This window comes from Jiulongibacter sp. NS-SX5 (assembly GCF_052828545.1).
The window spans coordinates 424,000-437,004 of sequence record NZ_CM128248.1; the positions used below are offsets into that span (position 1 = coordinate 424,000).

11 protein-coding genes are annotated in these 13,005 nt (G+C 36.4%); 9 read left to right on the forward strand and 2 right to left on the reverse strand.

The genetic code is table 11. The annotated features are described in order from the left end of the window. The first annotated feature begins 56 nt into the window (after positions 1 to 56). From ACUXV0_RS01765 to bshB1, 4 genes are all read left to right on the forward strand, one after another. Positions 57 to 1,985 (forward strand): OmpA family protein, encoded by a 1,929-nt coding sequence (locus tag ACUXV0_RS01765; protein ID WP_446191339.1) that lies wholly within the window; start codon positions 57 to 59, stop codon positions 1,983 to 1,985. Positions 1,986 to 2,116: 131 nt separating this feature from the next. After that, the gene (gene trxB, locus ACUXV0_RS01770; protein WP_446191340.1) at positions 2,117 to 3,055 is read left to right on the forward strand and encodes a thioredoxin-disulfide reductase; all 939 of its coding nucleotides are present in this window, start codon (positions 2,117 to 2,119) and stop codon (positions 3,053 to 3,055) included. 3 nt (positions 3,056 to 3,058) lie between these two features. Further along, positions 3,059 to 4,297 (forward strand): peptidoglycan DD-metalloendopeptidase family protein, encoded by a 1,239-nt coding sequence (locus ACUXV0_RS01775; RefSeq protein ID WP_446191341.1) that lies wholly within the window; start codon positions 3,059 to 3,061, stop codon positions 4,295 to 4,297. An 8-nt stretch (positions 4,298 to 4,305) separates the two neighbouring features. Further along, positions 4,306 to 5,019 (forward strand): bacillithiol biosynthesis deacetylase BshB1, encoded by a 714-nt coding sequence (gene bshB1 / locus ACUXV0_RS01780; protein WP_446192831.1) that lies wholly within the window; start codon positions 4,306 to 4,308, stop codon positions 5,017 to 5,019. A 3-nt stretch (positions 5,020 to 5,022) separates the two neighbouring features. On the opposite strand, the gene ACUXV0_RS01785 is transcribed toward bshB1, so the two are convergent. Then, positions 5,023 to 5,781, reverse strand: a complete 759-nt coding sequence (locus tag ACUXV0_RS01785) for a glycosyltransferase family 2 protein (protein ID WP_446191342.1) — start codon at positions 5,779 to 5,781, stop codon at positions 5,023 to 5,025. 114 nt (positions 5,782 to 5,895) lie between these two features. Between ACUXV0_RS01785 and ACUXV0_RS01790 the strand changes: the two genes are divergently transcribed. The 5 genes from ACUXV0_RS01790 to ACUXV0_RS01810 all read left to right on the forward strand — a co-directional run bounded on the left by ACUXV0_RS01790 (position 5,896) and on the right by ACUXV0_RS01810 (position 11,504). Beyond that, positions 5,896 to 6,579 (forward strand): DUF5672 family protein, encoded by a 684-nt coding sequence (locus tag ACUXV0_RS01790; RefSeq protein WP_446191343.1) that lies wholly within the window; start codon positions 5,896 to 5,898, stop codon positions 6,577 to 6,579. Positions 6,580 to 6,681: 102 nt separating this feature from the next. After that, positions 6,682 to 9,126, forward strand: a complete 2,445-nt coding sequence (locus ACUXV0_RS01795) for a YfhO family protein (RefSeq protein ID WP_446191344.1) — start codon at positions 6,682 to 6,684, stop codon at positions 9,124 to 9,126. A 4-nt stretch (positions 9,127 to 9,130) separates the two neighbouring features. Further along, positions 9,131 to 9,880 carry an FkbM family methyltransferase gene (locus tag ACUXV0_RS01800; protein ID WP_446191345.1) on the forward strand — a complete coding sequence of 250 codons (750 nt, stop codon included), beginning with the start codon at positions 9,131 to 9,133 and terminating at the stop codon, positions 9,878 to 9,880. Continuing rightward, positions 9,877 to 10,689 carry a hypothetical protein gene (locus tag ACUXV0_RS01805; protein ID WP_446191346.1) on the forward strand — a complete coding sequence of 271 codons (813 nt, stop codon included), beginning with the start codon at positions 9,877 to 9,879 and terminating at the stop codon, positions 10,687 to 10,689. The genes ACUXV0_RS01800 and ACUXV0_RS01805 overlap by 4 nt, the downstream gene beginning before the upstream one ends. A 26-nt stretch (positions 10,690 to 10,715) precedes the next feature. After that, positions 10,716 to 11,504, forward strand: coding sequence for a DUF268 domain-containing protein (locus tag ACUXV0_RS01810; protein ID WP_446191347.1), 789 nt, complete (start codon positions 10,716 to 10,718; stop codon positions 11,502 to 11,504). On the opposite strand, the gene ACUXV0_RS01815 is transcribed toward ACUXV0_RS01810, so the two are convergent. Continuing rightward, a complete protein-coding gene (locus ACUXV0_RS01815; protein WP_446191348.1) occupies positions 11,469 to 12,986 on the reverse strand; it encodes an oligosaccharide flippase family protein in 1,518 nt (505 codons plus the stop codon). The two genes, ACUXV0_RS01810 and ACUXV0_RS01815, sit on opposite strands and share 36 nt — an antisense overlap. Positions 12,987 to 13,005: the final 19 nt, after the last annotated feature.

Here is a 13,005-nt window from a genome sequence, read left to right on the forward strand (position 1 = left end):
TATCAGGTACGGTAATTGAATGTAAAAATAAAAACAAAACGACAGCGTTTTGAATAATGAGCAGTAAAGTATCAAAACCCTATTTTAAGTCTTCATCTAAAATGTCTAATTCTCGCTCTTTTATACTTATAGGCTTCATTGTTTTGGCATATTCGGCTTGCTTTTCGCAAGACCGAAAAGCTGTCAATTTTTTCAATAAAGGGGAGGAAGCTTTTAAAAACAGAGATCTGTCAGGAGCTGAGCAATATTATCTTAAAGCCTTGGAACGTGATCAGAACTATCCTTTGGTCTACTATAAACTAGGTCAAATTTACTACGCTAAAAGAGATGCAAAACTCGCACAGCAGTACTACGAAAAACTTTTGGAGCTTGATAGCGAGACGAACAGCTATGTGAAGGCATACACATTCCTTGCTTCGCAATACCAAAAACAGGCCAGGCATAAAGACGCCATTCTTTATTTTGAAAGAGCATTGAAAAACACCCGTGAAGGTACCAGGGCTTTTGATCAGTTAGAAAAACAAAAGAAAGCAAGTGAGTTTGCACTTAGTGCAAAGGAAAATGCAATGGTCATTTCGCCCATCAAGATGACTGAGGTTTTAAATTTCAAAGCAAAGCAATACTTCCCAGTCTTTACGGCAGATGGTCAGCAGATTTTTTTCACGGCGAGGCCAAATGAAGGGGATGAAAATATTTATACTTCCAAACTAACCAATGGGGCCTGGGATACACCTGAAAGCTTTTCTGAATTAGTTAATACCGACTATAATGAAGGTACGTGTTCTATTTCTGCAGACGGCAAAACAATGGTTTTTACAAGCTGTGATGGTAGACCAAGTGTAGGTAAATGTGACTTATACATAACTAAGCTAACGGAAAACGGCTGGACTGAACCAGAAAACCTAGGACCAAATGTGAATTCACCCGAATGGGATTCTCAACCGGCACTTTCTCCTGACGGTTCAGTTCTTGTGTTTTCATCAGATCGCTTCGGTGGAAAAGGAGGTAAAGATCTCTATGTCACCACTTTGGATGGTATGAACAGCTGGACGAAAGCTCAAAATCTTGGAACAACGGTCAATACGAGCAGAGATGAAATTTCTCCTTTTTTGCATGCTAATGCAAGTACACTTTTCTATGCCAGTAATGGTCAAATAGGTCTAGGGGGTTATGATATCTTTCTCACTGAAAAAGTAAAAGGTGGTTTTTCTGAACCATATAATTTAGGTTACCCCATTAATGACGAGAAAGATCAGTTTTCGATGGTTATAGCTGCGGATGGTAAAAAGGGTTATTACTCCGTTGAAGAAGGAGAAGCTGTCAACTTATTTGAGTTTGAGCTGCCAAATGAATTGAAAGAAAAGTTTAATCCTACCTTTTACCTAAAAGGGCAAATTGTTGATGCCAAATCAGGGCATCCGTTAATGGCTGATATTAAGCTTTTGGATTTATCTAGTGGAGAATCACTTTCTTCTTTTACCGCAAATTCTGATGGCGACTATCTGGCTGTAATTCCACAAAAAGGAAATTATGCTTTATATGTTGAGCACCCGGACTATTTTTTCAAAAGTATTTCATTTAGTATTGATAAGGTAGCCACAAAGAATTCGAAAACACTGGATGTTCACCTTGACAAGATAGAAAAAGGAAAAGCTGAGGTGCTGAATAATATCTATTTTGACGAAGGCAGTTGGGGTTTAAAACCGGAATCTGAGGTAGAACTCAGTAAACTTGCAGAGCTAATTTGGAGAAACCCGAATGTAAAGGTTGAAATTTCTGGTCATACAGATGATATCGGTAATGACTCAGACAACCAAGAGCTTTCACAAAAGCGAGCCCAATCTGTCGTTTCTTATTTAATCAAAGAAGGGTTGAATGAAAATAACCTTAGGGCAAAAGGCTTCGGTGAATCTCAACCTATTGCTCCAAACGATTCAGAAGAAAACCGGCAATTGAACCGTAGGATTGAACTTCGTTTCTACTAGTTAACAATTTTTAAAACAATGCTTTAGTTATTGCGTTCATCAGAAGGTACTTTTGAAGCCTTGATTATGCTGTATTATTTGGCGAACTTTGCCGCCTTTCAGAGCGTTCAGTTTAGAAATTAAGCAAACTAATGACAACAGAAACCGTAGAGGTATTAATATTGGGCTCAGGCCCTGCAGGTTATACAGCAGCAATTTACGCAGGTAGAGCAGGTCTGAAGCCTGTGATGTATCAAGGAGGCCAACCTGGTGGCCAGTTAACCATTACAAATGATGTAGAGAACTTCCCGGGCTACCCAGAAGGAATTCAAGGGCCAGCCATGATGGAGGATTTGAAAAAACAAGCTGAAAGATTCGGACTTGACAATAGATATGGAATGGCTACTTCGGTAGACTTTTCAACTCCACTTGCTCATAAGGTTATCGTTGATGAAAACCATGAAATAACAGCCAAGGCGGTTATTATTGCTACCGGAGCATCTGCTAAATGGTTAAATCTTGAATCTGAACAACGTTTAAACGGCTTGGGTGTATCTGCCTGTGCGGTATGTGATGGCTTTTTTTACAGAGGGCAAGAGGTCATAGTAGTAGGAGCAGGAGATACTGCATGTGAAGAAGCACATTATTTATCAAAGCTTTGTAAGAAGGTGACCATGTTGGTGAGAAAAGACCATTTCCGTGCGTCTACCATCATGGAGAAAAGAGTTAGAAATACAGAGAATATTGAGATCCTGTTCAATACAGAGACTGTAGAAGTTCTCGGTGCTGAGGGTGTAGAAGGAGTTAGGGTTATCAATAATCAAACTCAAGAAGAAACAGAAATAGCAGCGACAGGATTTTTTGTAGCTATCGGTCATAAGCCGAATACAGATATTTTCAAAGGTTGGCTAGACATGGATGAAACTGGTTACCTCGAAGTAGTCAAAGGAACTTCCAATACTAATATTGATGGTGTATTTGCCAGCGGAGACGCAATGGATAAGGTATATCGACAAGCTGTAACAGCCGCGGGTACAGGATGTATGGCAGCTTTAGATGCTGAGCGTTATCTGGCCGCACATGAAGAATAAAGAATGAGAAAATTACTGGTTTTAGTTTTGTTGGTATTCGGTGCAAATGCAAGCTTTGCCCAGCGTGAGCGTGGCAAGGTGATTCGTGCTCCAAAGATTTTTCAAAAGAGACAAAGTGAGAATCAGAATTCCAATGAACAAAAACCGGCAGAAAATTTTCAAAACGAAGTAGACTTTCAGTTTGAGGAAGAACCTAAACTTCGTTTTCAGAATAATTTCGAAGTCAAAACCGCAAAGCCTTCGATCCCTTCTAAAGTATCGGGAAGTGAGCTTCTTTCTAACTCAGAGGTGCCTATTGAGCCAATTAGGAGTTTGAATGAAAACATTCATGAGGACACAAGTTCCATAGACGAAGGTGAAATCATGATTGTGGAAATTGAAGAAGAAGCTCGATTTCCTGGGTCTGATGAGATGGTGAAGATTGCCAGTTACTTTTCAATCTGGGATAATTACTATGTCAATCCGTACGGTATAAACCCCAGAACCTTTAGTGATGTGGTTCCTCTTAAACTTTACGATATCAATAAAGGAAGATATTGGGCTCCACCTTTAGATGAGTGTCCGGTGACATCACATTTTGGGTTTAGATGGAAAAGATGGCATAAAGGAACAGATATAGATCTCGTAACCGGAGATCCTGTTTATGCAGCCTTTGATGGTATAATTCGTGTTTCTGGTACAAAATCAGGCTTTGGTCGCTGTATTGTAATTCGTCACTATAATGGTTTAGAGACCGTATATGGCCACCTATCAAAATTGCATTTTCCTGAAAATACTCGTGTAAATGCCGGCGATGAAATAGGTCTTGGCGGGAATACAGGTAGAAGTTCAGGGTCTCACCTGCACTTTGAAACCAGGTATGAAGGAAATGCATTTGATGCTGAGAATATCTTCATTTTCAAAAGAGACACTACCAAGATAAAAATGCAGGAGTTTTTGATGACTTCAAAAATGTATGATTACCTAAGAGGTAAATCTCCGAGAGTGGCAATGGAGGACGTTGATGCTTCTGTGAACATTCAGCCTGAACAAGACCTGGAAGATGGTGAGGAGTATGAAGATGATTTTGAAGAAGAACTGCCGGAGGAAGTGGTGCAGAAGGTATGGTATAGAGTTAGACCAGGTGACAACCTTACCAAAATAGCTAGAGCATACGGAACATCCGTCTCAGAAATCTGCAGTTTGAATAGAATAAGTTCTTACAAGAAACTTTATGTAGGAACCAGACTTAGAATAAAATAAGCATGTCATTGAAGTTGGATATTTTGGTGCTGGCTGTTCATCCAGATGACGCCGAACTAGGATGTGGTGGAACTATAGCTAAGCATATAGCTATGGGTTATAAAGTAGGAATTGTAGATTTTACAAGAGGAGAGTTAGGAACAAGAGGTTCTGCAGAAATCAGAGACGAAGAGGCTGCGGCCTCTGCAAAGGTGCTAGGTCTATCGTCAAGAGAGAATCTCCGCTTTAGAGATGGCTTTTTTAGAAATGATGAAGAGCATCAGATGGAGCTTATCAAAATGATAAGAAAATATAAGCCTGAGACTGTTTTTGCGAATGCCATAGAAGACCGCCACCCTGATCATGGTAGAGCATCTGCATTAGCCACAGATGCGTGCTTTTACAGCGGCTTACGTATGATTGCTACGGAACTGGACGGTGAGCAACAAGAAGCCTGGAGACCCCAACAAGTATACCATTACATACAAGATAGATACATTGAGCCAGATTTCGTAGTTGATATTTCTGACTATTGGGACAAAAAAGATGCTGCTATTAGAGCCTTCAAAAGTCAGTTTTACGACCCTAATAGTGCAGAACCCGAAAGCTATATAGCCAAGCCAGATTTTCTGGATTTTGTAGAAGCCCGTTCACGAGAAATGGGACATAAGATAGGTGCCACCTTCGGCGAAGGCTTCACCTCAGAAAAAAAGATAGAGAAGGTGGATTTGGTGAAGGGGTGATGGTTACCAGTACTTACCTTTATTAGAGGCTATTTTGAAAAGTCCTCTAAATAATATTATCAGATGATTCCAAAGGTTAGGAAGTAAGCCAAAATGTTTTTGTAGGACCAAATACCTATCAATTAGAGACCTTTTTAGGTTTTGATTAGATATTCCCCCCTCGAGATATTTTGATAGAGGTTGATTAATAAAAACGGCCATTCTGGAGTTTTTAAAAGCATTTATTTCCCAGTCTACATCTGCTGATAGGTTATTCTCCATGTAATTTGTGGCTATTGTTCTTCTCACTAGCAAGCTTTGGTGACAAACCATCATACCATATTTTAGGTCAGTCCATTTCAGACTGCTCCTTAGTCTATGAGGTGTTAGCTTAGACCTTAGCCCCCTTGGCTCTCCATTTTCGTTGACAAATAATGAATCCCCATAGATTAGATCGATCTCCTTATTTATTGTTTCATTAAGCAAACAAACAGTGTTGGGTTCAGCTATTTCGTCTCCTGCATTCATAAACCATACAAAGTCTCCTGAGGCCAGTTTGAGTCCTTTATTCATCGCGTCATAAATTCCTTTGTCTGGCTCAGAGACCTGTTTAGTAATAAGGTGTTCATATTGATTTATGATTTTCAAAGTATCATCTGAAGAAGCTCCATCAATAATAATATATTCAAAATCCTTACAAGTTTGATTTTCAATACTTTGGAGGGTTCTCAAAATGACATTTTGAGCGTTATAGGTTATGGTAATAATTGAAATTTTAGTCATAAGGGCTTTGCAATGACAGTTTTCTTATCTTGCATCAAAAGTAAAATCGATAATATGAGTCTGCCTTCTCAAGAGGGAATCGTCGCAATAGTCATACCGATATACAAGTCATCTATGACAGAAAATGAAAAGAGATCATTAAGTCAGCTCAAAAGTATTCTTGGACACTATACTATCCAATTTTGTGGACCGGAAAATTTAGACATTCAAGAGTATCAAGCTTTTTTTAAACAAAGAATTCAGTACATCTCCTTTGACAAGAAGCACTTCAGCAATGTTGGGAATTATAGCTTTCTTTTAACTACCCCTCTTTTTTATCGAAAGTTTAAAATGTTCGAATATATACTCATCTACCAATTGGATGCCTATGTTTTCAAAGATGAGCTGATCAGTTGGTGTAAAAAGGGGTTTGACTATATAGGGCCTCCATGGATAAACTCAAGCTGGCAAAATAAATTAATTGAAAAGCACAGGGCACTACCAATCAGACTTTTACTTAATGATGTTGGAAATGGAGGATTCTCATTAAGAAAAGTAAAGTCACATTTTTATTTAGCATGGCTATTTTTACCCTTAGCCGCTATTTGGCCACGTAAGTGGAATGAGGACTCTTTTTGGGTGAACGTAGTTGGTAGGTTATGGCCAACTTATAAAATAGCGTCTACAGAAGAAGCACTCTTATTTGGTTTCGAGGAAAATCCTGAGTACTGTTTTAATTTGACAAATCAGATACTTCCGTTTGGATGTCATGCATGGGAAAAGTACAATCCACAGTTTTGGGAGAAACATATCAAATGAAAATGACCTGTGTAAATACCTTTGGCATTCCTATTGCTTTTAACATCTTTGTAGATAAAATAGCTATGTGTAGGCTAACCTATTCACATTTAAAATTTCCTAATGAATTCTAAAATTGATAATCAAAAGATCATTGCTGTAGTCATAGCATTGCTTTGTTTTCTGGCATTCACTTTTGGCTACTTTAGCCCTTTGCTCTCTGGAAAAGTCTTGTCAATGCATGATATTAATATGGCCTCTGGTGCTGCACAAGAGGTTAAGGAGTTTCATGATAAAACCGGTGAATGGCCTTGGTGGACGAATTCAATGTTTGGCGGAATGCCGGCATTTATGATTTTAGGAGGATATGATTTTAGTTTGACGTCATATATTGGTTCATTTCTCTATAATGTTTTACCTAACCCAGCTAACGTCTTTCTATTGTTGATGTGTGTTTTCTATTTCTTAATGAGGACATTAAAAATAGAAAATCTAGTTTCAATATTGTCTTCAATTGCCTTTGCTTTTGGGACCTATAATCTGGTATTTACTGAGGCCGGTCACATTTCAAAAATTATGGCATTGGCATTTTTGCCAGGTATTTTGGCCGGATTAATTTATGTCTTCAGAGGCAAGTACTTACTTGGTATACTTGTTACAACAGTATTTCTTGGATTAGAAATTCATGCTAATCACCTTCAGGTAACCTATTATTTTCTCTTTATTCTGACAGTTTATGTTCTGTATTCAGTATCGGACATTTTGAAACGTAAAGAATACAAAAAGCTGAATAAGGTACTTTTATCCTTTTGCTCAATTTTGATATTAGGTGTTGGAATGAATGTGCAAAGATTATGGAGCACTCTAGAATACACTAAAGAAACTACCAGAGGTGTTTCGGAATTGACCAGAGAAAAGGACAACTCAAAAGGTTTAACAAAGGATTACGCGTTTTCATGGAGTTATGGTATTGCAGAAACACTAAACCTAATGGTGCCAAACCTTATGGGTGGAAGTTCAATAGGTTCTTTAGATGAAGATTCTGAAACTTACCGAGTACTTACCTCTAAAGGAGTAGATAGAACTAATGCCTTGGCTTTTGTGTCTAATTTGCCTCTTTATCATGGAGATCAAAGCTCCACTGCAGGGCCAGCTTATTCAGGAATAATAGTTATTTTCTTGTTTATTCTTGGGTTATTCATTCTGCCTGGAAAATGGAAATGGTTTCATCTAGGGACTGTATTCCTTTTAATATTTATGTCTTGGGGTAGTAATTTGCCATCACTTAATTATTTCTTATTTGACTATTTCCCAGGTTATAACAAGTTTAGGGCAGTAAGTATGATTCTTATTTTGGTTCATTTCATGCTGGTTTGGGGAGCAGGGGTGACCTTAAATAATCTCATAAAAGAAAAACTAGATCCATCAAAAATTAAGATGCCGTTGGTTTATTCTTTAGCAATAGTTTTTGGCCTTTGTCTAATTGGGTATTTAGGTGTTGATTATATAAGCTTAAGAGATGATTCATTATTACAAAGTTTGAGTCCTTCTCTCGGTCAGGATTTTGCTGGTCAGGTTATCGCTTCACTTAGAGATGATAGAGCATCAATGGCTCTTTCAGACATTATTAGAGGCCTTTTCTTGATCCTTATAACCATTCTTTTTGTTTTTCTATTTATTTCTTCCAGAATCAAACCCATCGTTTTTTCAATTCTCATTTTAACTCTGTGCTCTTTTGATTTAATATCAGTTGGGAAAAGGTATTTTAATAACGATGATTTCCAAAGCAAGTTTAAGGTGAATAGCCAAACTTTTGAGCCTACCGCCGCAGACCAAACCATCTTGCAAGACGATGAATTGAATTTTAGAGTTTTAAATTTGGCCTCTCCAAGTGGTTTTATGAGTGATGCTCGCGATTCTTATTATCACAAGTCTTTAGGCGGTTATCATGGGTCTAAGCTGATGAAATATAACGAGTTAGTGGAGAATGAAATGATTAAGGATGGACGGTTAAATATGGGTGTAATTAATATGCTTAACACAAAATACCTTATTCAGAACAGTGAGAATGGACTCGTAGCCAATCTAAATACTGGTAGATTGGGTAATGCCTGGTTTGTAGACTCTCTTTTGGTGGTTGAAAATGCTAACGAGGAATTACAAAAAACTGGCTCAATGGATTTATCTAAAACTGCAGTGGTGGTTGATGAATTTTTGAGCGAGTCAAAATCATATTCTACAGATAGCAACAGTACTGTTGAATTAATTACCTATGAGCCTAATAGATTAAGCTATAAAACACAATCTTCAGAAAATGGTTTTGTAGTTTTTTCTGAGATTTTTTACCGTGGCAACAAGGATTGGAAGTCTTACATAGATGGCAGAGAGGTGTCTCACTATCGAGTAAACTATGTACTGAGAGGTTTGGAAGTACCTTCAGGTGAACATGAAGTTGTCTTTGAATTCAAACCTAATTCAATTGCAAAAGGTAAATTCGTCGATTTGATTTCTTCAGTATTGACTGTTGTCTTATTCGGGGTGATTCTCGTAGGTGTTATCAAAAAGTAGGTACATGAAATACCTTTATGGTCTTAAACAATTACAGTGGTTATTTAGAAAGCTCTACTACCTTTCACTCAAGGGAATGAATTTTAATATTGTAGGAAGTGGAGAGGACTATGTTTTGAAGATTGTTTCAGAGAAAAAAAATCACAAAGAACTGGTAATTTTTGATGTAGGAGCTAATGTTGGTCAGTATGCTAGTTTAGTATATAAAACACTCTCTTCAAGAAGCTTAATACACTGTTTTGAACCTTCAAGTCAAAGTTTTAAAATGCTTCAAAATAATGTTGGTGATTTTGAAAATGTTAGACTCAATTCCTTTGGTTTAGGTTCTGCTTCGGAAGAGATTACTTTTTATGGAGATGATGAAACTTCCACATTTGCCTCTGCATATCAACAAGGTAATTTAAGTACCGCAATTGAGAAAGTTCAAATCGAAACTTTAGACGCTTATTTGGAACAGAACAAAATCAGTGAAATTGATCTCCTAAAAATTGATGTAGAGGGATACGATTTGAATGTTTTAAAAGGAGCTAAGAAATCAATTGATTCAGGAATTATAGAACATATTCAGTTTGAATTTGGGGGTACTCAAATTGCACCACGAGTGTTCATCAAAGATTTCTGGGACTTGCTTAGTCCGTCTTTTGATATTTATAGAGTTTTAAAGAATGGCTTGTCAGAGATTAGAACGTACTCTGATTCTCTTGAGATTTTTGCCTATTCAAACTATTTGGCCATAAGAAAATCAAGTGAATGAAACATTTGACAGTTGTTCCGTTCGGTGGCTTAGGAAATAGAATGAGGGTATTAAACTCAGCATTTTATTTATCCAAAGATAAAGGTTTTGCTACAGAGGTAGCCTGGTTAGAAAAAGCTGAACTAAATGCCTCTCTTAAGGAAATATTCTATGATACAGGTTTTAGCTTTCAGCTCACCAAAGGTTTGAAGTATTGGTTCATAAGACACTTTGTTAAGCATATTTACATACTGAAATATTCAAAGCTCTACAGAGCAATTCTCAACTTTTTTTTTGATGAAGTCCTCTTTGATGAGGACGTTAGGGAGATGTTCAAAAACAGGAATTATACACGCTTAAATGGCAAGGAAAATGTTTTTCTTGCTACTTGCTTTCAATTCTATTCTTTTGATTCCTTTGACAATTTTATTCCTTCGCTTGAGATTCAAAAAAGGCTTGGAGACTTAAATGTAAACAAGAATACAATTGGCGTACATATAAGAAGGACAGACCACATTGATATAATTGCCGAATCAGATCTTAATTCATATCATGAGGCATTAGAAAAAGAGTTATCAAAGAATTTAGATTTATCTATCTATCTGGCAACTGATGACTCTGAAGTAAAAGAAGAATTTGTCAAGAAATATGGTCGTAAAATCTCAACACAAAAAACAGATTTGTCAAGAAATTCTTCGGCAGGAATAATTGGGGCTTACACTGATATTTTGGCGTTGTCTAAATGTCAAAAGATAATATGCAATACAAAAAGTAGTTTTGCTGAAACAGCAATTAAAATAGGTTTACCTAAGGAAGTTATAAGGGTTTAAGCTTAATCTACGTTGAATTTTTTAAAATGGAAAGAGTAAATAAGTTGTTGAAGTTTGCCTTGTCATACCTTGGCATTTATCCGGAAGAGTTCTTTAGTAATTTAAAAAGTCTTTTTCCTTTTTTAAGAGAAAGAAAATTATTTAAAAGCGAGTTTAGAGCAAAGTATCCTAATTGGAAATTCTCTTATTATCCAATTTTAAAGGATAAAACTGATCAGAGTGGTTCTGCCAGAGGGCAATATTTTTATCAGGATTTGTATGTTGCAAGTTTGATTTACAAGAAAAGCCCCGTAAGACATATCGATGTTGGTTCGAGAATTGACGGTTTTGTTGCTCATTTAGCTACTTTTCGCGAGGTTGATGTTTTTGATATCAGGCCATTAGAAAATAAAATTTCAAATGTCAATTTTATCCAGCGAGATTTAATGAAGGCATCTGAAGAATTTTTAGAAATAACCGATTCCCTTTCCTGTCTTCATACTATTGAACATTTTGGTCTTGGCAGATACGGTGATGATATTGATATTGATGGTCACCTTAAAGGATTAGATAGTCTTTATTCTTATTTAAAACCTGGAGGTACTTTTTATTTTTCAACTCAAATTGGTCCTTCAAGGGTTGAATTTAATGCTCATCGTGTATTTGGTATAGAGTACCTTTTGGAGCTGTTCGCTGAAAGGTATGAGCTTCTTACTTTTTCTTATATCGATGATAATGATCAACTTCATGAAGACGTTGCTCTGACCGATAAAATGATCCAAACTAACTGTGGATGTAAGCTAGGATGCGGAATTTTTGTTCTTCAAAAAAGGTAATAGTTTTTTGAGCCCTTTATTGATCGTCACATTTATTTCTTCTGAAATATTTAGTAGGTAAATAATCAGAATAAATGAACCGCCTATTAGAGCACTCTTATAAGCTAAAGATAGAATAAGAAGATAGATAGATTGATTTAGGTCGGGTAATTGCATACCCAGTAATACTCCCACACCACCGATTATAATTATATAAAGTGAGGAAATTCTGAATGGATGAATCCTGAAAAACCTCCAGATGAAATAGTTTCTCATACTATTATAATATAGAGTAGCTATGAATGCGGCAATAGCGGCTCCATTTAAACCATATTGAGGAATCAAAAAATGGTTTAATACAAATAGTAAACCTACAAAGGAGATGACCAGGAAAGAGTCGTACTTATAATATTTTGAGTACCCTAATATCAGGCTATTAATACCTGAGGCAAGATCATACAGTTTGGCAAGACCAATTATTATAAGTACTGTCTTACCTATACTATACTCTTCTTTAATAAAAAGAAATAGTGTATCAATATTAATCCATACAAGCATCAATAATATCGTCCCAAATATCAATTGGGTGGTACTACTTTTTTTGAAGATTTGTTCCACTTTTTTCAAGTCATTATTCTCGATTGCATTGATGACGATTGCAGAAGAAGCTTTGATACTAATATTATAGGACATAGTCATTACACTCCCAAAAAACAGGCACGTATTATATATTCCCGTTTTGCCTAGCCCCAAATAATCATAAACCATTAATGTGTCTAACTTCGTAATAACAATTGATGATAATCCAGTAACAATACTAAAACCGGCAAAGGAGGCAAATTTACTTTTGAAGTCAGAATCCCAAAAGAAGCTTGTTGGTTTTATACTGAAATTACCTAATCGAATTACATGCAGAAACATAAAAAGACTAGGTAGAGCAATAGCACAGGCCCAAAAGGCTACAAATAAATCTCGATTTAGGAGTTTGGTTACATAAAGTATAATTGCGACTAAAACGAGAAACCTTTGCAGAAACTGACTTAGAAAATTACCTGTAACAGTATCATACAAACCCTTGGCATAATTATCAAAAAGGTTGAAGAAAGCGGTTATGATTGTTAAAGGAAGAATCAGATCAAAATAGTCTTTGAAAAGTGAGCTTTGTTCTTTCGCTGAACTCGTAATTTGATGTTTAAAAGTATATAAAATTATACCAGCTAGAATAGAACCTATTACTATGAATATAAAACCATTGAAAAGGAATCCGTTATGATTTTTAGAGTTATTCCTAAACAAATCAAAATATCTCGTACCAGCCGATGTAAAACCAAGATTTACAACAAAACTCATAATGAGTACCCAACTAAGGAGCAATGCTAATAAGCCATTTTCCTCTGTACTTAGGTAATTAGGAATAATGAAGCCTTGGGTTATTGTTCCAATAGCCACTCCGCCATAGGCATATATGGTTCCCAGGATAGTTTGTCTCTTTATTACAGACATTAGGTATTTGAGCCAATCT